This window comes from Intrasporangium flavum, from assembly GCF_001956915.1.
Lineage (GTDB): Bacteria > Actinomycetota > Actinomycetes > Actinomycetales > Dermatophilaceae > Monashia > Monashia flava.
Window position 1 is genome coordinate 1 of the sequence record NZ_MLJO01000008.1, and the last position, 22,911, is coordinate 22,911.

Genomic DNA, 22,911 nt, shown 5'->3' on the forward strand with positions numbered 1-22,911 from the left:
CGAAGAGCGCGCCGTAGAAGCCGGCGGCCGCAGTGGGGTCCGCGGTGTGCAGCTCGCTGAAGTTCCAGGCCCCGGGCACGTTGGCGACCTGGGCGCCGAGTCGCCGTCGGGCCTCCCAGAGCCGGACCTGCGCGCCGAAGGGGTCGGTGGCCACCACGGACCGGCCGCCCTCGCCGGCCGGGGTGGGCGGCTGGCTCACCGTGCCGCCGAGCTCGGCCACCCGGGACGCGGCCGCGTCGGCGTCGTCGACCGCGACGTAGGTGTTCCACGTCGGCGCCGCGCCCCCGTCGCCGTCCACGCCCGCACGGTCGGCAGGCGGCTCGGCCGGCCCGCCGAGCCCCGCGACGTCGGCGCCGTCGAGCTGGGCGATGACGTAGCGGAACGGGTCGCCCGGTGGCGTCGCCGGCACGAAGGTCCAGCCGAGCACCGCACCGTAGAAGGCCATCGCGGCCTCGACGTCGGGCTGCTCGGTGTCGACCCACGACGGGACGCCCTCGGGGTACGTGCGCTGCATGGTTCCTCCTTCGACGGGTCCGACCACCGTAGGGCCGACCGCCGACAGCCACCGCGCGTCAGGAGCCGAGGACCCGCTCGAGGTAGGGGTTGGCGAACCGGCGCTTCGGGTCGACGCGGTCGCGCACCGCGAGGAAGTCCTCGAACCGCGGGTACACGCCGCTCAGGTACGCGGCGTCGCGGGTGTGCATCTTGCCCCAGTGCGGCCGGCCGCCGTGGTTGACCGCGATGGCCTCGAAGGCCGCGAAGTACGCTCCGGGCTCCTGCCGGTGGTACTTGTGGATCGCGACGTAGCAGCTCTCGCGCTCGTGGGCCGTCGAGAGCCAGACGTCGTCGGCGGCGGCCACCCGGCACTCGACGGGGAAGGAGATGTGCTCGTCGTGGGTGTCGACCCACTGCCGCAGCTCGAGGAGCACGTCGGCGAGGGCGCTGCGGGGGAAGGCCCACTCCGACTCCATGAAGCGCACGTCGCGCGGGGTGACGAAGACCTTGTAGGACCAGTCCGTGTACTGCCGCTCCGACAGCGCCCGGGAGGCGACGGCGTTGATGCCCCGCGTCGTGCGCGGCATCCGGGTGGCGACGCGGTTGGTCAGCTCGAAGAAGCGGTTGCTGAGCAGGTCGTCGTCGAGCCGCTCGCGCCAGGCCGGCAGGGGCTTGGCGCTCGTGCCCGCCGGCACCCGGTTGTTCCGCTTGGTCTGGGTGCGGTCGGTGTGCGGGAACCAGTAGAACTCGAAGTGGTCGTTCGTCTCGGCCACGACGTCGAGGTGCTCGAGGACCTCGAGGAGGGGCTCGGGCTTCTCGACGGCGTGCAGCAGGAAGGCCGGGACGACCGCGAGCGTGATCTCGGTGACGATGCCGAGCGCGCCGAGACCGAGGCGGGCGGCCTGGAACAGCTCGGGCTCGCGCCGGGGCGAGCAGTCGACGACCGAGCCGTCGGCCAGCACCAGGCGCAGGCCGCGGATGCCGGCGGACAGCCCGGTGAGGCGCAGGCCGGTGCCGTGGGTGCCGGTGCCGGTGGCGCCGGCGATGCTCTGGCGGTCGATGTCGCCGAGGTTCGGCATCGCGTACCCGAAGGCGGCGAGCTCCTCGTTGAGCACGTGCAGCGGCGTGCCGGCGCGCACGGTGGCCTCGCCGCGCGTCGCGTCGATCGAGGTGATGCCCGACAGCGCCCCGAGCCGCAGCTGGACGCCGTCGGTGACGGCGACCCCGGTGAAGGAGTGCCCGGCCCCGATCGCCTTGACGCGCAGGTCGCGGGCGGCGGCCCGACGCAGCTCGTCGGCCACCTCGGCCTCGCTGCGCGGCGTCGCGACCCGGGCCAGCTTCGTGGACTCGGTGCCGGCCCAGTTCGACCAGTCGACGCTCCGGACGACGCGTGTCGCGTTCTCAGCCAAAGCACTGCCCTTCCCCGCGGTAGGTCGCGGCTCGTCCGACGACCTCGTCGCCAGCGGCCCCGGCCACGAGGACGAACTCGGTGAACCGCTCGGCCAGCTCCCCTGCCTTGGCGTGTCGGAACCATACTCGGTCACCGAGGGCGAGCCGGTCGGCACCCGGCCCGCGCAGCGGCGTCTGCACCTCACCGGTGCCCTCGCGCCGCTCGAGCCGCAGCCCCTGCTCCTCGAGCGGCTCGGGCACCCGTGACCACCCCGGCGGGCCCGAGGCGACGTAGCCGCCGCAGTAGGCCGTGACGACGCCGTCGGCTGGCCGCCGCACGACGGCGGTGCCGAAGAAGGCCGCCGGCGTCAGGTCGAGCGCGTCGTAGCCGTCGAAGAGGGTCGGAGCGTAGAGGCCCGACCCGGCGGCGAGCTCGGTGAGCGAGGTGTCGCGCCCGGTGACGTGCAGGCTGCCGGTGCCTCCGCCGTTGACGATCTCGAGGTCGGCCAGCGCCCGCGCGGCCGCGACGACCTCCGCGCGACGGGCGAGCAGCTCGCGGGCCGAGACCTTCTTCATCCGGCGCACGGCCGGACCGGTGTCGGGCAGCCCGGCGATCTGGGCGTCGTAGAACATCAGGCCGACGACGGCGAGGCCGTGGCCCTGCGCCCGGCGGATGACCGCCTCGACCTCGGCGGGCGTGCGGGTCGGGGACCGGCGCACGCCCATGTGCGCGGGACCGACGCGCAGCGAGGCGTCGACGTCGACGGCCAACCGCAGGCCGGCGTGGCCGGGCACGTCACGGGCGATGAGGTCGACGTGCTCGACGCTGTCGACCATGACGGCGACCGACGAGCGCACCTCGGCGTCGGCGGCGATCTCGGCGAGGGCCTCGACGTCCACGCTGGGGTAGGCGAGCAGCACGTCGCGCTCGCCCGAGCGCGCCCACCAGATCGCCTCGCGGGCCGAGTAGCACATGAGGCCGGCGAAGCCCTCGCGCGCGAGGGCCCGCTCGATGAGGGGCCGGCAGCGCAGCGACTTGGTGGCCACCCGGATGGGCAACCCGCCGGCCAGGGCGACCAGCGCGGACGCGTTGGCGTCGAACGCGTCGACGTCGACGACGGCCACGGGGTAGGGCAGGCCCGCGGTCGCCACGGACAGCCGCGCGGCCGTGAGCCGGCCACGGGGCGCGGCGGCGGGCGTGGAGGGTGAGCCGCTCATGAGCGCACCCTACCGAGCGTCACCTCGCCACCGGCCCGAGGCGTCACCCCGCGCGCTCGACGACCGAGAGGGCCAGGGCCTGCAGCGCCGCCTTGGCGTCGCTGTCGGGCAGCGGGTCGAGCAGTCGCTGGGCGTCGCGCGCCACGGCGAAGGTCTCCTCGCGGGCCTGCTCGAGGCCCGGGTGCGCCCGCAGCAGCTCGAGCGCCTCGGCGACGGCGGCGTCGTCGTCGGACAGGTCGGCGTCGAGCAGCTCGAGCAGCCGGGCGTCCTGCGGGCGCGAGGGGTCGGCCAGCGCCCGGGCCCGCAGCACCGCGAGGGTGTCGACGCCTTCACGCAGGTCGGTGCCCGGCAGCTTGCCCGACTCCCCCGACTCCGACTCGATGTCGATGAGGTCGTCGGCCAGCTGGAAGGCGATGCCGACCTTCTCGCCGTAGAGGCGCAGCGTCTCGGCGGTCTCGGCCGAGCCGCCGCTGAACATGACGCCGTAGCGCCCGGCGGTCGCGATGAGCACACCGGTCTTGTCGGCGAGCACCCCGAGGTAGTAGTCGACCGGGTCGACGCCCTCCGGGCAGTCGCGGTCGTCGCGGATCTGCCCGGCGCACAGCCGGACGAAGGTCTGCGCCTGGATGAGCACCGCCTCGGCGCCGAGCCCGGCGACGAGCTCGGAGGCCTTGCCGAAGAGCAGGTCGCCGACGAGGATCGCCGTCGAGTTGCCGAAGGCGACGTTCGCCGACGTGACGCCGCGCCGCATCCGGCCGTCGTCCATGACGTCGTCGTGGTAGAGCGAGGCGAGGTGGGTCAGCTCGACCCCGGCCGCGGCCCGCACGACGTCGTCGTTGATGCCGTCGCCGAGCTCGGCGGCCAGCAGGGTCAGCAGCGGCCGGAACCGCTTGCCACCGGCCTCGAGCAGGTGGCCCGAGGCCTGCGCGATGAACGGGTCGTCGTGGTCGACGACCTCGCGCAGGAGGGCGTCGACCCGCTCGAGCCCGCCGCGCAGGGTGGCGGCGAGCTCGGGCGTGGCCCCCGGGATCCCGAGGACCGGCGGCGTGGCGTGCGTCGTCATCGGCTCCCGCTCACCGCACGAACTGCGACGCGCGGTCGGCGAGGTCGAGCAGCGCCGACGGCAGGACGCCGAGCGCGAGGGTCACGAGCGTGCCGACCGCGATGGAGAACGTCGTGGTCACCGACGGCGTCACGACCTCCACCGAGTCATCCGGGGCCTCGCTGAAGAACATCAGGACGATGACGCGCGCGTAGACGAACACGGTGATCGCGCTGCAGAGCACACCGACGACGGCCAGGACCGTGCCGGTGGCGCCGCCCGTCGCGACGGCGGCCGCGAAGACGCCGAACTTCGACACGAAGCCGCTCGTCAGCGGGATGCCGGCGAAGGCGAGCATGAGGAAGGCGAACGCCGCGCCGACCACCGGGTGCCGACGGCCGATGCCGGCCCACTGCGACAGGTGCGTGGCCTCGGTGCCGTTCTGGCGCACGAGCGAGACGATGGCGAAGGCCGCGATCGTCGAGAAGCCGTAGGCGACGAGGTAGAAGAGCACCGAGCCGACGCCCGAGCGGTCGAAGGCGAGGACACCGACGAGGATGAAGCCGGCGTGCGCGATCGAGGAGTAGGCGAGCAGTCGCTTGACGTCGGTCTGGGTGACCGACAGGACCGAGCCGACGACCATCGTCAGCAGCGCGACGACGACGATGGCGTTCTGCCACTCCCACCGCGCGGTGTCGAGGCCGGTGTAGGCCAGGCGCAGGATCGCGCCGAAGGCCGCCGCCTTGGTGCACGCCGCCATGAAGCCGGTGACCGGCGTCGGGGCGCCCTGGTAGACGTCGGGCGTCCACGCGTGGAACGGCACCGCGCCCACCTTGAACAGGAGGCCGACGAAGACGAGGAACGCGCCCGGCAGGAGCAGACCGTTCATCTCGATGGGGCCGGTGGCCACCGCCTTGGAGAGGTCGCCGAAGTACACCGAGCCCGCGTAGCCGTAGAGCAGCGCCGTGCCGAAGAGGAAGAACGCCGAGCTGAACGCGCCGAGGAGGAAGTACTTCAGGGAGGCCTCCTGCGAGAGCAGGCGGCGACGTCGGGCCAGGCCCGAGAGGATGTAGAGCGGCAGCGAGAGCACCTCGAGCGCGACGAACATCCCGATGAGGTCGTTCGTGGCCGGGAAGAGCATCATGCCGCCGATGGCGAACATCGTCAGCGGGAACACCTCGGAGGTCAGCGCCCCCGCCCGGGCCGCGGCCGTCTCGTACGGCGAGCCCGGCGTCGAGGCACCACTCGGGGTGAACGCGTCGGGCCCGGAGCCGCCGAACCGCTCGGCCATGGTCAGGACGCCGAGGATGCCCATCAGCACGATCGCGCCCTGCATGAACAGGGCCGGCCCGTCGATGGCCAGCGCGAACAGCTGGCGGTTGGTCGCGCCGTCGGTCAGGCCCATCGTCAGGCCCTCGTGGCTGCCCGCCGCGACGACGGCGACCGCCGAGGCGACGAGTCCGGCGACCGCGAGCGACACCTGCGTGACGTGGCGGCTCGAGCGCGGCGCGAAGGCCTCGACGAGCACGCCGACCAGGCCGGTGGCGAACACGATGAGCATCGGCAGGATGGCCAGGTAGTCGACGTTCGACTGCTGGAACGCGGCGGGAAGCGTGGTCAGCGCCAGCGGGGCGGCGGCGGTCACTTGGAGCTCCCTTCGGCCAGCGTGCCGGCCGGGTTGACGGACGGATCGGCGGTCTTGACGACGGTGAGCGTCTTGTCGACGGCCGGGTTGATGACGTTGAGCGCCAGGTTCGGGTAGAAGCCGAGCACGAGGAACGCCGCGATGATCGGCACGGCGACGACCTTCTCGCGCGTCGTCAGGTCGCGCACGAGCGACAGGCCGCGACGGCCGTGCTCGTCGAGACGCGCGTGCTCGCGCTCACCGACGATGCCCTCGGGCTTCGGGCCCGTCATGACCCGCTTGTACATGAGCAGGATGTAGAGCGCCGCGAGGATGATGCCGGTCGTCGCGATGACGGCCGCCACCGGCTGCGTCGGGAAGCTGCCCACGAGCACGAGGAACTCCGAGACGAAGCTGCTCAGGCCCGGCAGCGCGAGACCCGACAGGCCCGCGACGAGGAAGATCCCCGCGAGGCCGGGCGTGACCCGCTGCCACCCGCCGAAGTCGGGGATGCGCTTGCTGCCCCGGCGTCGCACGAGCATCGCGGCGAAGAGGAACAGCGCCGCCGTCGAGAACCCGTGGTTGACCATGTAGAGGTTCGAGCCGGCGTTGCCGGTCGAGGTGAAGGCGAAGATGCCCAGCACGATGAAGCCGAAGTGGCTGACCGAGGTGTAGGAGATGAGCCGCATCATGTCGGTCTGGCCGATCGCGAGCAGCGCGCCGTAGATGATCGACACGACCGCGAGGGCGATGACGACCGGCGTGGCCCACCGGCTCGCCTCCGGGAAGAGCTGGAGGCAGAACCGGATCATCCCGAACGTGCCGACCTTGTCGAGGACGCCGACGAGGAGCGTCGCCGTGGCCGGCGTCGACTCGGTGGCGGCGTCGGGCAGCCACGTGTGCACCGGCACCATCGGGGCCTTGACCGCGAAGGCGAGGAAGAAGCCGACGAAGAGCAGGCGCTCGGTGGTCGGGTCCATCTGCAGGCCGGTGAGGCGCTCGACGAGGAAGCCCTCGGCGCCGCCCGGGCCCTGGATGCCGAGGCCGATGACGGCCACGAGCATGACGAGGCCACCGGCCAGCGAGAAGAGGAGGAACTTCATCGCGGCGTACTGCCGGCGCGGGCCGCCGAAGCGCCCGATGAGGAAGTACACCGGGATGAGCATCGCCTCGAAGAAGACGTAGAAGAGGAACACGTCGGTGGCCGCGAAGACCCCGACCATGAACGTCTCGAGGACGAGCAGCAGCGCGAAGTAGGTCTTGACCCGCTGCGCGCCCCGCGGCCCGGCCTCCTCCGGCACGTCGTGCCACGCGGCGAGGATGCACACCGGCGTCAGGACGAGGGCCATGAGGATGAGCACGAGCGCGATGCCGTCGACGCCGAGCGCGTAGCTGACGCCGAACTGCGGGATCCACGAGTGCAGCTCACCGAGCTGGAACTGCGCCGAGCTGCCGCGGTCGAACTGGAGCGCGGCGACGACGCCGATCACCAGCGTCACCACCGAGGTGCCGAGCGCGACGCGCTTGGCGTTCTCGGCGCCACCGGGCACGAACGCGACGAGGAGCGCGCCGAGCAGCGGCACGACCCCGAGGATCGTCAGCCACGGGACGCTGGACATGCTGGTCGTCACCGTCGAGACGGTCGAGACGGTCGTCATCAGGAGATCACCCACAGGGCACCGAGGATGGCGACGACGCCCGCGAGCATCGTCAGGGCATAGGAGCGTGCGAAGCCGTTCTGCAGCTTGCGCAGGCGGGCGCTGGTCCCGCCGACGAGCGCGGCGAGGCCACCGGCCGCACCGTCGACGCCCTTGCTGTCGAAGAAGACCAGCGAGCGCGTCAGGTGGATGCCGGGTCGCATGAGGAGGGCCTCGTTGACCTGGTCCTGGTAGAGGTCCTTGCGGGCCCCCTGCGTCAGCAGGTTGCCGACCGGCGCCGTGACCGGGACCTCCTCGCGCCAGTAGCGCAGCCACGCGAACGCGGCACCGCCGGCGACGAGGAGCAGGGTCAGCACCATGAGGACCGGCACCGGGATGACCGGGTGCGCGCCCTCCGGCTCGGCGCCGGTGACCGGCTCGAGCCACGAGGTGAACAGGCCGGTCGGGCCGATGATGAGTCCGAGGAAGGCCGAGCCGACCGCGAGCACCATCATCGGGACGGTCATGAGCCGGCCCGACTCGTGCGGGTGGACGTCGTCGGTCCAGCGCTTCTTGCCGTGGAAGGTCATGAAGAACAGGCGCGACATGTAGAACGCCGTGATGCCGGCGCCGATGAGCGTCGCGAGGCCGAAGACCCAGGGCCGCCAGCCCTCGCCGACGAACGCGGCCTCGATGATCTTGTCCTTGGACCAGAAGCCCGAGAACGGGGGCACACCGAGGATCGCGAGCCAGCCGAGGCCGAAGGTGGCCCACGTGATCTTCATGGCGCCCGACAGGCCACCGAAGCGACGCATGTCGACCTGGTCGTTCATGCCGTGCATGACCGAGCCGGCGCCGAGGAACATCCCGGCCTTGAAGAAGCCGTGCGTCAGCAGGTGGAAGATCGCGAAGGCGTAGCCGACCGGGCCGAGGCCCGCGGCGAGCATCATGTAGCCGATCTGGCTCATCGTCGAGGCCGCGAGGGCCTTCTTGATGTCGTCCTTGGCGCAGCCGACGATCGCCCCGAAGAGCAGCGTGATCGCACCGACGATGACGACGACGAGCTGGGCGGTCGGGGCGGCCTCGAAGATCGGCGCGGAGCGCACGACGAGGTAGACGCCCGCGGTGACCATCGTCGCCGCGTGGATGAGCGCCGACACCGGCGTCGGGCCGGCCATGGCGTCGCCCAGCCAGCTCTGCAGCGGGAACTGCGCCGACTTGCCGCAGGCACCGAGCAGGAGCATGAGGCCCATCGCCGTCATGAAGCCCTGGTTGGCGTTGCTGCCGGCCGCCCCGAGGACGGTCGTGAAGTCGACCGCACCGAAGTGGAAGAACATCAGCATGATGGCGACCGACAGGCCGAAGTCACCGACGCGGTTGGCGATGAACGCCTTGTTGGCCGCGGTGGCGTAGGCCGGGTTGTGGTTCCAGAAGCCGATGAGCAGGTAGGACGCGAGACCGACGCCCTCCCAGCCGACGTAGAGCAGCAGGTAGCTGTTCGACAGGACGAGCAGGAGCATCGCCGCGACGAAGAGGTTGAGGTAGGCGAAGAAGCGCCGCTTGTCGGGGTCGTGCTCCATGTACCCGATCGAGTACACGTGGATGAGCGACCCGACGAACGTGATGAGCAGGACGAAGACCATCGAGAGCTGGTCGACGAGCAGGCCCGCGTTGACGTGGAAGCTGCCGGCCGAGATCCAGTCGAAGAGGTCGACGGTCTGCGCCCGGTCCTCGGCACCACGGCCGAGCATCGAGAAGAAGATGACCGCGCCGACGACGAACGAGCCCCACGACAGGGCGGTCCCCAGGATCGGGCCGAACTTGTCGGTGCGGCGTCCGCCGAGCAGGAGGATCGCGGCGCCGAGCATCGGCAGCGCGACGAGCAGCCACGCGGCCGACGTCACGCCGGTGGCGGCGTGCGCCTCTCCCTCGTGGGCGGCGAGCCCCGCGTAGGTGCCCAACGAGCTCGTGTGGCCCGTCAGCGTCTGGACGAGTGTTCCCATGCTGTCCGGCGCTCCTTACAGCTTCAGCAGGTTGGCGTCGTCGACCGAGGCCGACCGGCGGGCACGGAAGATCGCCATGATGATGGCGAGTCCGACGACGACCTCCGCGGCCGCGACGACCATGACGAACAGGGCCATGACCTGCCCGTCGAGTCCGCCGTGCATGCGCGAGAAGGTGACGAGGGCGAGGTTCGTGGCGTTGAGCATGAGCTCGACGCCCATGAACACGATGATCGCGTTGCGACGCGTCAGCACGGTGGCCGCGCCGATGGCGAAGAGCAGCACCGCCAGGTAGACGTAGTGCATCGGGCTCACTTGGACCGACCCTCCTCGATCTCGTGCTCCATGTGGCGCTCGACGTCGCGGAAGCCGTCGGCCTTCGCGACCTGGTCGCGGGCGACGAGGACGCGCGAGACCGACAGGTCGCTCGGCGTGCCGTCGGGCAGCAGCGCCGGGGTGTCGACGGCGTTGTGGCGGGCGTAGACGCCGGGGGCCGGCAGGCCGGCGACGTGCTCGTTGTCGCGGACGCGCTTGGCGGCCCACTCGGCCTGCGTCAGGCGCGGCGTCAGGCGCTCGCGGTGGGCGAGGACCATCGCGCCGAGGGCGGCCGTGATGAGCAGCGCCGAGGTGACCTCGAAGATCCACACGTACTGGCCGAAGATCAGCTCGGCCAGGCTCGTGATGTTGCCCGGGTCGCGGTTGGTCTCCTCGAGCTTGTCCAGACCGGTCTGGACCGTGGCCTGGTCGAAGGTGGCCGACCCGATCGCGAAGAAGAGGACGCCGGCCAGGCCGATGACGAGCAGGAACGAGGCCCACTTCTGGCCCTTGATCGTCTCGACGATCGAGTCGGAGGAGTCGACGCCGACGAGCATGAGGACGAAGAGGAAGAGCATCATGACGGCGCCGGTGTAGACGAACACCTGCACGATGCCGAGGAAGTCGGCCTTCTGCATGATGTAGAAGATCCCGAGGATCGTCATGACGAGCGCCATGCCGAGTGCGGCGTGCACGGCCTTCCTGGCGAAGAGCAGGCCCAGCGCCGCGATGACGGCGATCGGGGCCAGCAGCCAGAAGCCGACGGCTTCGGCGGAGGAGGTCACGGGTTCGCCCCTTCCCTGGTGTTCGCCGCGGTCGGGTTGGCCGCGTGGACGAGGTCGTGCTGGCCGGGACCGGACGCGCCGACGTTGCCGGGCGCCTCGGCGTACTCCGGCAGGTCGAGGTCGTCGGTGTCCTCGGCGGCGTCACGCGCGTCGACGTACTCGCGCTGCGCGTCGGTGGCCGCGGTGACCTTGCCCTGGTAGTAGTCGCGCTCCTCCAGGCCGTCGGCCATCGGGAACGGCGGCGGGAGCATGCCGACCTGGAGCGGCGCGAGGAGCTGGTCCTTGGTGAAGATGAGCTTGCCGCGGTCGTTGTCGGCCAGCTCGTAGAAGTTCGTCATCGTCAGCGCGCGCGTGGGGCACGCCTCGATGCACAGGCCGCAGAAGATGCAGCGCAGGTAGTTGATCTGGTAGACGCGGCCGTACCGCTCGCCCGGGCTGAACCGACCGGCACCACCGGGGGTGTCGTCGTTGTCCGCGCCCTCGACGAGGATGGCGTCGGCCGGGCAGGCCCACGCGCACAGCTCGCAGCCGACGCACTTCTCGAGACCGTCGGGGTGGCGGTTGAGCTGGTGGCGGCCGTGGAAGCGCGGCGCGGTGGGGCGCGGCTTCTCCGGGTACTCCTCGGTCGCGACCTTGCGGAACATCGTCGAGAACGACACCCCGAAGCCGGCGATGGGCGCGAAGAGCTCGGAGAGGAACCCCTTCTCGCGCTCGTCGCCCGAGCGGGCGCCCTCGTTCGATCCGGTCGGCCTGCCGACGGCACCGGAGCCCTGCGCGGGCCCGGTGACGTCCTTGCCGACGGTGTCGTCAGCCATGGGTCTCCTCCTTGGCGGGAGTCGAGGTGGTCGTGCTGCTCGCCGAGGACAGCACCGGCTCGGAGCCGATGCGGTTGCCCGGCTCGACGAGGCGCTGGCCCGGCAGCGGCGGGACGGGGTAGCCGCCGGCGAACGGGTCGATCTCCTCCGGCGGGCGCTCCTCCTCGGCGGCGAGGCGGGCGGCACGCTTGTCGTCCCAGATCCACGCCGCGGCGAGGGCGATGACGGCGACGACGCTGACGATGACGACCGTGGCCACCGACAGCTCGCGGCCGGCGATGGTCAGCTTGCTGTCACCGAGGAAGTTCAGCTGGGCGCCGCGGATGAAGGCGACGGCCACGACCCAGGCGAGCGTGATCGGGATGAGGAACTTCCAGCCGAAGCGCATGAACTGGTCGTACCGGACGCGGGGCAGCGAGCCGCGCAGCCAGACGAAGAAGAACATGAACAGCCACAGCTTGGCGGTGAACCACAGCAGGCCCCACCAGCCGCCGTTGAGGGCGCCGTCGCCGATCATCGCGATGAACGGCGGGGCCTGCCAGCCGCCGAGGAACAGCGTCGTGGCCAGCGCGGAGACGGTGAACATGTTGATGTACTCGCCGAGGAAGAACATCGCGAAGCGCATCGAGGAGTACTCGGTGTGGAAGCCACCGGTGAGCTCGCCCTCGCCCTCGGCGAGGTCGAAGGGCAGGCGGTTGGTCTCGCCGACCATCGTGATGACGTAGACGGCGAAGGAGAAGAACGCCGGCAGGATGTACCAGAGCGAGCTCTGCGCCGACACGATCGAGGAGGTCGACATCGAGCCGCTGTAGAGGAAGATCGCGACGAGCGAGAGGCCCATGGCGATCTCGTAGCTGATGACCTGGGCCGTCGAGCGCAGACCACCGAGCAGCGGGTAGGTCGATCCGGAGGACCAGCCGGCCAGGATGATGCCGTAGACGCCGACCGACGCGACCGCCAGCACGAGCAGGACGGCGACGGGGACGTCGGTGACCTGCAGCGGCGTGTGGTGGCCGAACATCCAGACCATGCCGCCGAGCGGGATGATCGCGAACGACACGAAGGCCATCGTCGCCGCGATGAGCGGGGCGAGGGTGTAGATGACCTTCTCGGCGTTGGCCGGGGTGATGTCCTCCTTGAGCATCGCCTTCATGCCGTCGGCGAGGGTCTGGAGCAGGCCGAACGGACCGTTGCGGTTCGGGCCCGGGCGCTGCTGCATCCGGCCGATGACGCGACGCTCGAACCAGATGACGAGCAGCGTCGACAGGAGCAGGTAGACGAAGATGCCGACGGCCTTGATGAGCGAGACCCACAGCGGGGTGTCGCTGAAGTCGGCGGTCGGGTTCTCGGTCATCGGGGCGACCGCGGCCACCCCTGCTGCCGCGAGGCTGAGGCTCATGCGGCACCACCCTTCGTGACGGAGACGCGGCCACCGGCGTCGGTACCGAGGCCGGCGCGCACGGAACAGGACGTGTCGGCGGAGCGCGAGTTGGTCGGCACCCACACGACGCCGTCGACCATGCCGTCGACGACCGACGCGGGCAGCGTGACGCTGCCGGCCGGGCCGGTCACGGTGACGGTCTCGCCGTCGGCGACGCCGAGACCGGCGGCCGAGGCAGCCGAGAGGCGCGCGAGCGGCTTGGGTGCCGTGCCGGCCAGGAACGGCTCGCCGTCCTGCATCCGGCCGGCGTCGAGGAGCGTGGCCCACGTGGACAGGACGAAGTCGCCACTGCCCGAGGCGGACCCGGCGGCCCGGTGACCGGCGGGCGCGGCCGCGCCGCGCACCCCGCTCCAGGGGCCGAGCGCCTCGAACTGCGTGTGCACCTCGCGCTGCGTGCGGGTCTCGAGGAAGAAGCCCATCTCGCTCGCGAGCATGTCGAGGGCGCGGTGGTCGCTGACGGCGTTGCTCGTCAGCGCCTCCTCGAACGGGCGGACGCGCCCCTCCCAGTTGACGTACGAGCCGGTCTTCTCGGCCTGCGGGGCGACCGGCAGGACGACGTCGGCGACGGCCGTGACGGCCGACTCGCGCAGCTCGAGCGAGACGACGAACGCCTTCTCGAGCGCGGCGGCCGCGTCGGCCTGGACGTCACCGGGCAGGTCGGCCGGGTCGAGGCCACCGACGACGAGGGCACCGACCTCGCCGGCCGCAGCGGCCGCGAGGATGCCCGCGGTGTCGCGCGGAGCGGCGTCGGGCAGCGTGTCGACGTCCCAGGCGCGGGCGACCTCGGCGCGGGCCGCGGCGTCGGCGACCGGGCGGCCACCGGGCAGCAGCGCACCGAGCGCACCGGCCTCGAGCGCACCGCGCTCCCCCGCCCGGCGCGGCACCCACGCGAGGCGGGCTCCGGTCGTGGCGGCGAGGTCGGCGGCGGCGCGCAGGGCGCCGCGCGAGGTGGCGAGGCGCTCACCGACGAGGACGATGCCGCCGGCCCCGAGGGCCTCGCGGGCCTGCGCGCCGAGCTCGGTGGTCCCGAGGTCGGCCAGGGCCAGGGCCTCGTCGCCGGGCACGGTCGGCAGCAGCGTGCCGCCCATCTTCGTCAGGCCGCGCGTGGCGTGCGACGCGACGGCGAAGACGCGGGTCTTGTTGCGGCGGAAGGCCTTGCGCAGGCGCAGGAAGACGATCGGCGACTCGTCCTCGGGCTCGAACCCGACGAGCAGCACGGCCGGCGCCGTCTCGAGGTCGGCGTAGGTGACCGCGCCGCCCTCGGGGCCGGTGGCCGCCACGTGCTCGGACAGGAACGCGACCTCCTCGTCGGAGTGCGGCCGCGCGCGGAAGTCGACGTCGTTGGTGCCGAGCACCAGACGCGCGAACTTGCCGTAGGCGTAGGCGTCCTCGGCCGACACACGACCACCGGTGAGCACACCGGCGCGCTTGCCGGCGAGGCCGGCAGCGGCGGCCGCGAGGGCCTCGGGCCAGCCGACGACCGTCAGCTCGCCCTGCTCGTTGCGGACCATCGGCAGCTCGATGCGGTCGGGCAGCGTCGCGTACGTGAAGGCCCAGCGGCCCTTGTCGCAGTTCCACTCCTCGTTGACCGCCGGGTCGTCGAGGGCCATCCGGCGCAGCACGACGCCGCGGCGGTGGTCGGTGCGGGTGGCGCAGCCGGCGGCGCAGTGCTCGCAGACCGACGGCGTCGACACGAGGTCGAACGGGCGGCTGCGGAAGCGGTAGGCAGCACCGGTCAGCGCGCCGACCGGGCAGATCTGCACGGTGTTGCCGGAGAAGTAGCTCTCGAAGGGCTGCTCCTCGTAGATGCCGATCTGCTGGAGCGCGCCGCGCTCGACGAGGGCGATGAACGGGTCACCGGCGACCTGGTCGGAGAAGCGGGTGCACCGCGCGCAGAGCACGCAGCGCTCGCGGTCGAGCAGGACCTGCGAGGAGATGTTGACCGGCTTGGGGTAGGTGCGCTTGACGTCCTCGAAGCGCGACACCGGGCGGCCGGCGCTCATCGCCTGGTTCTGCAGGGGGCACTCGCCGCCCTTGTCGCAGACCGGGCAGTCGAGCGGGTGGTTGATGAGCAGCAGCTCCATGACGCCCTGCTGCGCCTTGTCGGCGACGGGCGAGGTGTTCTGCGTGTTGACGACCATGCCCTCGGACACCGTCATCGTGCACGAGGCCTGCGGCTTCGGCATCGGGCGGACGTTGCCCTCGCGGTCTGGCATCGCGACGTCGACGAGGCACTGGCGGCAGGCGCCGACGGGCTCGAGCAGCGGGTGGTCGCAGAAGCGCGGGATCTCGATCCCCACCTCCTCGGCGGCGCGGATGACGAGGGTGCCCTTGGGCACGCTCACCGGGACGCCGTCGATGCTGAGGCTGACGAGGTCGGGCGCTGCGGGCGCCTTGCTCTCGGTGGTGGCGGTCATGCGGACACCATCCCGCTGGACTCCTTGGACTGGTTGGTTGCCGGCTGGACCGGGAAGAGCACCGACTTCTCCGGCGGGAAGAGCTCGCGCGCCGGGGTGTGCATGCCGGCCTCGAACTCCTCGCGGAAGTACTTGACGGCAGAGGTGATCGGGCTCGTCGCGGCGTCGCCGAGGGCGCAGAAGCTGCGGCCGAGGATGTTGTCGCAGATGTCGACGAGCTTGTCGATGTCGTCCTGCGTGCCCTCGCCGTTCTCGATGCGGTCCATGATCTGGCGCAGCCACCACGTGCCCTCACGGCACGGGGTGCACTTGCCACAGGACTCGTGGGCGTAGAAGTCGGTCCACCGGGCGACGGCCCGCACGACCGAGACGGTCTCGTCGAAGACCTGCAGGGCGCGGGTGCCGAGCATCGAGCCGGCCGCGGCGACCGAGTCGAAGTCGAGCGGCACGTCGAGGTGCTCGTCGGTGAAGATCGGCGTCGAGCTGCCGCCCGGCGTCCAGAACTTCAGCTTGCGACCCTCGCGCATCCCGCCGGCGAGCTCGATGAGCTCGCGCATCGTGATGCCGAGCGGCGCCTCGAACTGGCCCGGGTTGGCGACGTGGCCCGAGAGGCTGAAGATGCCGAAGCCCGTGGACTTCTCGGTGCCCATGCCCTTGAACCAGTCGGCGCCCTCGAGGATGATCCCGGGAACCGAGGCGATGGACTCGACGTTGTTCACCGATGTGGGGCGGGCGTAGAGGCCCGCGGCGCCGGGGAACGGCGGCTTGAGGCGCGGCTGGCCGCGGCGCCCCTCGAGCGAGTCGAGCAGCGCGGTCTCCTCGCCGCAGATGTACGCGCCGGCACCGGCGTGCACGGTGATGTCGACCTTGACGCCCTTGCCGCCCACGTTGTCGCCCAGGTAGCCCGCGGCACGGGCCTCCTCGACGGCGCGCAGCAGGCGACGGTAGACGTGCACGACCTCGCCGCGCAGGTAGATGAACGCGTGCTCGCAGCCGATGGCGTACGAGGAGATGATGACGCCCTCGATGAGCGAGTGCGGGTTGGCCATCATGAGCGGCACGTCCTTGCACGTGCCCGGCTCGGACTCGTCGGCGTTGACGACGAGGTAGCGCGGGCCGCCGTCGGGCGGGCTCATGAACGACCACTTCATGCCGGTCGGGAAGCCGGCGCCGCCGCGGCCGCGGATGCTGGAGTCCTTGACGGCGTCGATGATCGCCTGCGGCTCCATCGCGAGGGCCTTGTCGAGGGCCTTGTAGCCGTCGTGGCGGCGGTAGGTCTCGAGGGTCCAGGACTGCGGGTCGTCCCAGAACTTCGTGAGGATCGGGGTCAGCGTGTCGGTCACTTCGATCCGTCCTTCCCGTCGGCGTTCGCGCCGTTGCTGCCGGGGGCGACCCAGCCGCGCTCGTTGGCGATCTTCAGGCCGAGCAGCGAGGCCGGCCCGGCCCCGACGCCCTCGTCGCCGCGTCCGTCGTGGAAGCCGGCGAGCACGCGCGAGACCTCCTTGAAGCTGCAGACCTTCGCGGCCCCACGCGTCGGGGCGACGTCCTTGCCCGCGCGGAGGTCCTCGACGAGCTCGATCGAGCTCTCGGGCGTCTGGTTGTCGAAGAACTCCCAGTTGGCCATGACGACCGGCGCGTAGTCGCACGCGGCGTTGCACTCGACGCGCTCGAGGGTGATCTTGCCGTCCTCGGTGGTCTCGTCGTGCCCGACGCCGAGGTGGTCGGACAGGCGCTCGAAGATGAGGTCGCCGCCCATGACCGCGCAGAGCGTGTTGGTGCAGACGCCGACCGTGTACTCGCCGTTGGGGTGGCGCTTGTACTGGGTGTAGAACGTCGCGACGCCGCTCACCTCGGCCTCGGTGAGGTCGAGGACCTCGGCGCAGAAGGTGACGCCGCGGCCCGTGACGTAGCCGTCGACCGACTGCACGAGGTGCAGCAGCGGCAGCAGCGCCGAGCGCTTCTGCGGGTAGCGCGAGATGACCTCAGCGGCGTCGGCGTGCAGCTTCTCGAGGACGTCGGCGGCATACGGCGCCTTGGACTCCGGGCTGACGTGCAGGTGGCCTGAAGCGTCGTGACCGCTCAACGGTCCACACCTCCCATGACGGGGTCGATCGAGGCCACGGCGACGATGACGTCGGCGATCTGGCTGCCCTCGCACATGGCGGCCACGGCCTGCAGGTTGTTGAAGCTCGGGTCGCGGAAGTGCGCGCGGTAGGGACGCGTGCCGCCCTCGGAGACGAGGTGGCAGCCGAGCTCGCCCTTGGGCGACTCGATGGCCTGGTAGGCCTGTCCCGGCGGCACCCGGAAGCCCTCGGTGACGAGCTTGAAGTGGTGGATCAGGGACTCCATCGAGGTGCCCATGATCTCGCGGATGTGGTCGAGGCTGTTGCCGAGGCCATCGCTGCCGAGCGCGAGCTGCGCCGGCCAGGCGATCTTCTTGTCCTCGACCATGACCGGACCCTCGTCGGCCTGGAGCCGGTCGATGCACTGCTCGACGATCTTGAGCGACTCGTACATCTCGTCGATGCGGATGCGGAGGCGGCCGTAGGCGTCCTGGCTCGTGCGGGTGACGACGTCGAAGTCGTACGTCTCGTAGCCGCAGTACGGGTCGAGCTTGCGCAGGTCGTGCGGCAGGCCGGTCGAGCGGAGCACCGGTCCGGTGATGCCGAGGGCCATGCAGCCGGCGAGGTCGAGAACGCCGACGTCGACGGTGCGGCCCTTGAGGATCGGGTTCTCGTTCATCAGGGCCTCGAGCTCTCCGAGGCCGCGGCGCACCTGCGGGACCATCTCGCGCAGCGCGTCGATGGCGCCGGGCGGGAGGTCCTGGGCGACGCCGCCGGGGCGGATGTACGCGTTGTTCATCCGCAGGCCGGTGACCATCTCGAAGATGCGCAGGACGCGCTCGCGCTCGCGGAACGCGACGGTCATGACCGTCGTGGCGCCCATCTCCATGCCGCCGGTGCCGAGGCACACGGTGTGGGAGTTGATCCGCGACAGCTCCATCATGAGGACGCGGATCACGTTGGCGCGCTCGGGGATCTGGTCGGTGATGCCGAGCAGCTTCTCCATCGCGAGGCAGTACGCGGTCTCCTGGAACATGGACGTCAGGTAGTCCATGCGCGTGCAGAACGTGACGCCCTGCACCCAGGTGCGGTACTCCATGTTCTTCTCGATGCCGGTGTGCAGGTAGCCGATGCCCGCGCGGGCCTCGGTGACCGTCTCGCCGTCGATCTCGAGGATGAGGCGGAGCACGCCGTGCGTCGACGGGTGCTGCGGCCCCATGTTGACGACGATGCGCTCCTCGCCGAGCGAGGTGGCCTCGTCGACGAGGTCGTTCCAGTCACCGCCAGCGGCGTTGAAGACGTGCGCGCCCTCGGCGGCCTGCTCGTCGGCGACCGACGTCGCGTAGACGTCGTTGGTGCCCTCGTCGGGCACGTCGGTCTGGGTGAACTCGGTGTGCGTGCTCATCAGTTGTACGACCTCCGCTGGTCCGGCGGCGGGACGGTGGCGCCCTTGTACTCGACGGGGATGCCGCCGAGGGGGTAGTCCTTGCGCTGGGGGTGGCCCGGCCAGTCGTCGGGCATGAGGATGCGGGTCAGGGCCGGGTGGCCGTCGAACTCGATCCCGAACATGTCCCACGTCTCACGCTCGTGCCAGTCGTTGGCCGGGTAGACCGAGACGATGGACGGGATGTGCCGGTCGTCGTCGGGGCACGAGACCTCGACGCGGATCCGCCTGCCGCCGTGGGTGATCGACAGGAAGTGGTAGACCGCGTGCAGCTCCTCGCCGGTGCGGTTGGGGTAGTGCACGCCGGAGACGCCGGTGACGATCTCGAAGCGCAGCGACGCGTCGTCGCGCAGCACGCGGGCGACGGCGAGCAGGTGCTCGCGGCGCACGTGGATCGTCATCTCGCCGCGGTCGACCACGACGCTCGCGACGGCCTCGCCGTAGGAGGCGGTGCCGCCGACGAGGCCGCGCTCGAGGTTGTCGGCGATCTCGTCGAAGTAGCCGCCGTAGGGGCGCTCGGAGGCGCCGGCGACGAGGATCGGGCGGCGCAGGCCGCCGTAGCCGGTGGTGTCGGCGCCCTGCGTCGGGCCGAACATGCCCTGGCGCATGCCGACGACCTGCGGGCCGCTGCCGGTGCCCTCCTGGGCCAGCTCGACCTCGCCCGGCGTGATGCCGGAGGTCTGGTCCTTGGTGGTGTCGGCGTTGACGCCGTCCTTGTTCTCCTCGCTCATGCGAGCAGCCCCTTCATCTGGTGCGTCGGGGTGGCGGACAGGGCGGCCTGCTCGGCGGCGCGGGCCGCCTCCTCGCGGTTGACGCCCAGCGGCGAGGTCTCGATCTGGTGGTGCAGCTCGATGATCGCGTTGAGGAGCATCTGCGGCCGCGGCGGGCAGCCGGGCAGGTAGATGTCGACGGGGATGACGTGGTCGACGCCCTGGACGATCGCGTAGTTGTTGAACATGCCGCCCGAGCTGGCGCAGACACCCATCGAGATGACCCACTTGGGGTTGGGCATCTGGTCGTAGACCTGGCGCACGACCGGGGCCATCTTCTGGCTGACGCGGCCGGCCACGATCATGAGGTCGGCCTGGCGCGGCGTCGCCGAGAAGCGCTCCATGCCGAACCGGGCGATGTCGTAGTCGGGCGTGCCGACGGCCATCATCTCGATGGCGCAGCAGGCCAGGCCGAACGTCGCGGGCCAGATCGAGGCCTTGCGCATGTAGCCGGCGAGGCCCTCGACGGTGGAGAGCAGGAACCCTGCGGGCAGCTTCTCTTCCAGACCCATTGCTTACTCCTTACCTTGCTGCTGCTGTCGTCCAGGGTGACCCGACCGTGCGGTCAGTCCCACTCGAGGCCGCCGCGGCGCCACACGTACGCGTACGCGACGAACACCGTGAGGATGAACAGGACCATCTCGACCAGCGCGAAGAGGCCGAGCTTGTTGAAGGCCACCGCGAACGGGTAGAGGAAGATCGACTCGATGTCGAAGATGATGAAGAGCATCGCCGTCAGGTAGTACTTGATCGGCACGCGCCCGCCGCCGGCCGCATGGGGCGTCGGCTGGATGCCGCACTCGTAGGCCTCGAGCTTGGCGCGGTTGTAGCGCTTCGGGCCCACGACGAGCGACGTGAACACCGACAGGGCCGCGAACGCGAAGCCGAGACCCAGCATGAACAGGATCGGGACGTACGAGTTCATCCGAGGTCACTTGCCTTTCGGTCGTGCGTGTCGACGGGGCGGTGGTCGTGGTGACCGGGGTGTCCGTCGAGGAGGGCGTCACGGCAGATGCGCGGCGCACCCATCCTAGGGGCGTCGGGAACGATTGTGCTCGGCGTCACAAGGCGCCCGGCAGCGGGGTGCCTCATGCGTCCGGCGCCAGTCGTGAGAGGGCGGTGATGATGCGGTCGCTCGGGGCCTTGGCCCTCGGGTCGGCGAGGTTGGCCATGATCTTGAGCAGGAACGGCATGAGCTTGGTGCGCGGCAGGCCGTACCTGGTCGCGAGCCGCATCACCTCGGGGTTGCCGATGGCGTGGGCGAACCAGCGACCGAGGGTGAAGTACCCACCGAGCTCGTCCTTCATGACCTTGGGGTAGCTGGCGAGGACGCGCTCGCGGCCGGCGTCGTCGGGGCGCGCGTGCGCCTGGGCGATGAGCTCGGCCCCGATGCGGGCGGCCTCGAGGGCGTAGTCGATGCCCTCGCCGTTGAACGGGTTGACCATGCCGCCGGCGTCGCCGACGAGCACGAGGCCGTCGGCGTAGAGCGGGCTGCGGTTGAAGCCCATCGGCAGCGCGGCGCCGCGGATCGGGCCGGCGGACTCGTCGTGCTCGAGCTGCCACTCGGGCGAGATGTCCTGCACCCACTTGCGCATGACGTCCTTGAAGTCCGTCTGCTGGAAGGCGGCCGTCGTGTCGAGGGTGCCGAGGCCGACGTTGGTGCGGCCGTCCTCGAGCGGGAAGAGCCAGCCGTAGCCGGGCATGAGGATGCGGTTGCCGGCGTCGTCGCGGGTCCACAGCTCGAGGTGGCTCTCGAGGTAGTCGTCGCGCTTGGGCGTCGTGTAGTACGCGCGGACGGCGACACCCATGACGCGGTCCTCGCGCTTGTGCCGGCCCACGGCGGTGGCGAGGCGGCTCGAGACGCCGTCGCTGGCGACGACGACGGGCGCGCGGTAGGTGACGGTCTCGCCGGTGGCCCGGCCGCGGTCGTCGACCTTCTTGGCCGTGACGCCGACGACGCGTCCGGCCGCGTCGTGCACCGGGGCGGTGACGCTCGTGCGCTCCTCGAGCTTCGCGCCGCGCGACTGCGCGTGGCGGGCGAGCGACTCATCGAGCTGGGCTCGGGTGCGGACCATGCCGTACGAGGGGAACGCGTCGTTCTCGGGCCAGTCGAGCTGGAGGGTGTGGCCGCCGCCCTTGATGCGCAGGCCCTTGGTGCGCTGCCACCCCGTCGTGTCGATGCCGAGGGAGATGAGCTCCTTGGTGGCGCGCGGCGTCAGGCCGTCGCCGCAGATCTTGTCGCGGGGGAAGGCCGACTTCTCGAGGAGGAGGACGTCGAGGCCGTGGTCGGCGAGGTAGGCGGCAGTGGCCGATCCGCCCGGCCCGGCGCCGACGACGATGACGTCGGCGCTGGCGTCCGAAAGGGCGCCGGCATGTGCTGCAGGGCTCGTCGCCGAGCCGGTGCTGCTCATCTCTACCACGGTGTTTCCGACCTGCTTGTGAAGATCTTCACGAACTCCTGCGGAGTCTATGCCCGCGATTTCCGCCTTGTCAGATAAGGCATGCCTAACTCGCCCCGCCACGAGCGTCCGGCAAGCGGTCGACGAGCGTCCGGCACGCGTCCGACACGCGTCCGACAAGGCCCCGGTGGGGCCCGCGTCAGCGCTTCGTCGCGCCGTGCAGCGCGACGATCCCACCCGTGAGGTTGGTCCACCGGACGTTGGTCCAGCCGGCCTGCTCGATGACCGCGGCGAGCTCACCCTGCGGCGGCCAGGCACGGATCGACTCGGCGAGGTAGACGTAGGACTCGGGGTTGCTCGAGGTGCGGCGGGCCACCGGGGGCAGCGCGCGCATGAGGTAGTTCGAGTAGACGGTGCGGAAGGCCTTGTTGACCGGCTGGCTGAACTCGCAGACGAGCAGCCGGCCCCCGGGCCTGGTGACGCGGAGGAACTCGCGCAGCGCCGTGGCGGTGTCGGCGACGTTGCGCAGCCCGAAGCTCATCGTGACGACGTCGAAGCTCTCGTCGGCGAACGGCAGGCTCATCGCGTCGGCCGCGGTGAAGGCCATGTCGGGGCGGCGCCGCCGGCCGACGCGCAGCATGCCGAGCGAGAAGTCGGCCGGCACGACCTCGATCTCGCGGTCGGCCCACGGCTCGCTCGAGGTGCCGGTGCCGGCGGCGATGTCGAGGATGCGCTCCCCCCGCTTGGCGTCGACGGCCTTGACGACGGCCCGGCGCCAGAGCCGGTCCTGCCCGAGGGAGAGCACGTCGTTGGTCACGTCGTACTTCTCGGCGACGGTGTCGAACATCGACGCGACGTCGACCGGCTTCTTGTCGAGCTGGGCACGGGTCATGCGCTCATCCTCGCACCCACCACGTGCCGCGCCGAGTCCCGGTCGGCCCGCTCCCCCACGCTCCGCCGGTCGTCAGCAGGGTCGTCGGGACCCGACCTCGGTGTGACGGTCGGCGCACGTGACGGCCACGCGGTGAGGGGACGGGTCCGGCGGTCGTAGAGT

The 22,911-nt window shown here is 71.2% G+C and carries 20 protein-coding genes; all 20 read right to left on the reverse strand.

Annotation, left to right across the window (positions count from 1 at the left end):
- Positions 1-514: VOC family protein (locus BIV28_RS06590; RefSeq protein ID WP_207555820.1), on the reverse strand; the 514-nt coding region annotated here is incomplete at its 3' end.
- A 58-nt stretch (positions 515-572) separates the two neighbouring features.
- On the reverse strand, positions 573-1,904 hold the full coding sequence (locus BIV28_RS06595) for a D-arabinono-1,4-lactone oxidase (RefSeq protein ID WP_076260381.1): 1,332 nt from the start codon (positions 1,902-1,904) through the stop codon (positions 573-575).
- A complete protein-coding gene (locus tag BIV28_RS06600; RefSeq protein ID WP_076260383.1) occupies positions 1,897-3,102 on the reverse strand; it encodes an alanine racemase in 1,206 nt (401 codons plus the stop codon). Before BIV28_RS06600 ends, BIV28_RS06595 begins: the two co-directional genes overlap by 8 nt.
- 43 nt (positions 3,103-3,145) lie before the next feature.
- Positions 3,146-4,165 (reverse strand): polyprenyl synthetase family protein, encoded by a 1,020-nt coding sequence (locus BIV28_RS06605; RefSeq protein ID WP_076260384.1) that lies wholly within the window; start codon positions 4,163-4,165, stop codon positions 3,146-3,148.
- A 10-nt stretch (positions 4,166-4,175) separates the two neighbouring features.
- Positions 4,176-5,789: an NADH-quinone oxidoreductase subunit NuoN gene (nuoN, locus tag BIV28_RS06610; protein ID WP_076260386.1), complete on the reverse strand. Its 1,614-nt coding sequence runs from the start codon at positions 5,787-5,789 to the stop codon at positions 4,176-4,178.
- The gene (locus BIV28_RS06615; RefSeq protein ID WP_076260616.1) at positions 5,786-7,387 is read right to left on the reverse strand and encodes an NADH-quinone oxidoreductase subunit M; all 1,602 of its coding nucleotides are present in this window, start codon (positions 7,385-7,387) and stop codon (positions 5,786-5,788) included. Before BIV28_RS06615 ends, nuoN begins: the two co-directional genes overlap by 4 nt.
- A 38-nt stretch (positions 7,388-7,425) precedes the next feature.
- Positions 7,426-9,408, reverse strand: coding sequence for an NADH-quinone oxidoreductase subunit L (gene nuoL, locus BIV28_RS06620; RefSeq protein WP_076260388.1), 1,983 nt, complete (start codon positions 9,406-9,408; stop codon positions 7,426-7,428).
- A 15-nt stretch (positions 9,409-9,423) separates the two neighbouring features.
- Positions 9,424-9,714, reverse strand: coding sequence for an NADH-quinone oxidoreductase subunit NuoK (gene nuoK / locus BIV28_RS06625; protein ID WP_423221534.1), 291 nt, complete (start codon positions 9,712-9,714; stop codon positions 9,424-9,426).
- A 5-nt stretch (positions 9,715-9,719) separates the two neighbouring features.
- Positions 9,720-10,508, reverse strand: coding sequence for an NADH-quinone oxidoreductase subunit J (locus tag BIV28_RS06630; RefSeq protein ID WP_076260392.1), 789 nt, complete (start codon positions 10,506-10,508; stop codon positions 9,720-9,722).
- Positions 10,505-11,323, reverse strand: a complete 819-nt coding sequence (gene nuoI / locus BIV28_RS06635; RefSeq protein ID WP_076260394.1) for an NADH-quinone oxidoreductase subunit NuoI — start codon at positions 11,321-11,323, stop codon at positions 10,505-10,507. The genes BIV28_RS06630 and nuoI overlap by 4 nt, the downstream gene beginning before the upstream one ends.
- On the reverse strand, positions 11,316-12,722 hold the full coding sequence (gene nuoH, locus BIV28_RS06640) for an NADH-quinone oxidoreductase subunit NuoH (RefSeq protein WP_076260396.1): 1,407 nt from the start codon (positions 12,720-12,722) through the stop codon (positions 11,316-11,318). The genes nuoI and nuoH overlap by 8 nt, the downstream gene beginning before the upstream one ends.
- The gene (locus tag BIV28_RS06645) at positions 12,719-15,181 is read right to left on the reverse strand and encodes an NADH-quinone oxidoreductase subunit G (RefSeq protein ID WP_076260398.1); all 2,463 of its coding nucleotides are present in this window, start codon (positions 15,179-15,181) and stop codon (positions 12,719-12,721) included. The genes nuoH and BIV28_RS06645 overlap by 4 nt, the downstream gene beginning before the upstream one ends.
- Complete coding sequence (nuoF, locus tag BIV28_RS06650; protein ID WP_076260401.1) at positions 15,178-16,524, reverse strand: NADH-quinone oxidoreductase subunit NuoF; 1,347 nt, start codon at positions 16,522-16,524, stop codon at positions 15,178-15,180. The genes BIV28_RS06645 and nuoF overlap by 4 nt, the downstream gene beginning before the upstream one ends.
- Positions 16,521-17,264: an NADH-quinone oxidoreductase subunit NuoE gene (gene nuoE / locus BIV28_RS06655; protein ID WP_076260403.1), complete on the reverse strand. Its 744-nt coding sequence runs from the start codon at positions 17,262-17,264 to the stop codon at positions 16,521-16,523. The genes nuoF and nuoE overlap by 4 nt, the downstream gene beginning before the upstream one ends.
- On the reverse strand, positions 17,261-18,649 hold the full coding sequence (locus tag BIV28_RS06660; protein WP_076260405.1) for an NADH-quinone oxidoreductase subunit D: 1,389 nt from the start codon (positions 18,647-18,649) through the stop codon (positions 17,261-17,263). Before BIV28_RS06660 ends, nuoE begins: the two co-directional genes overlap by 4 nt.
- The gene (locus BIV28_RS06665) at positions 18,649-19,419 is read right to left on the reverse strand and encodes an NADH-quinone oxidoreductase subunit C (RefSeq protein WP_076260407.1); all 771 of its coding nucleotides are present in this window, start codon (positions 19,417-19,419) and stop codon (positions 18,649-18,651) included. The genes BIV28_RS06660 and BIV28_RS06665 overlap by 1 nt, the downstream gene beginning before the upstream one ends.
- A complete protein-coding gene (locus BIV28_RS06670; protein ID WP_076260409.1) occupies positions 19,416-19,970 on the reverse strand; it encodes a NuoB/complex I 20 kDa subunit family protein in 555 nt (184 codons plus the stop codon). The genes BIV28_RS06665 and BIV28_RS06670 overlap by 4 nt, the downstream gene beginning before the upstream one ends.
- 53 nt (positions 19,971-20,023) lie before the next feature.
- Complete coding sequence (locus BIV28_RS06675) at positions 20,024-20,383, reverse strand: NADH-quinone oxidoreductase subunit A (protein WP_076260411.1); 360 nt, start codon at positions 20,381-20,383, stop codon at positions 20,024-20,026.
- Positions 20,384-20,546: 163 nt separating this feature from the next.
- Entirely contained in the window at positions 20,547-21,869 is a 1,323-nt protein-coding gene (locus tag BIV28_RS06680) for a geranylgeranyl reductase family protein (protein WP_076260413.1), read from the reverse strand.
- A 187-nt stretch (positions 21,870-22,056) separates the two neighbouring features.
- Entirely contained in the window at positions 22,057-22,749 is a 693-nt protein-coding gene (locus BIV28_RS06685; RefSeq protein ID WP_076260415.1) for a demethylmenaquinone methyltransferase, read from the reverse strand.
- Positions 22,750-22,911 lie beyond the last annotated feature (162 nt).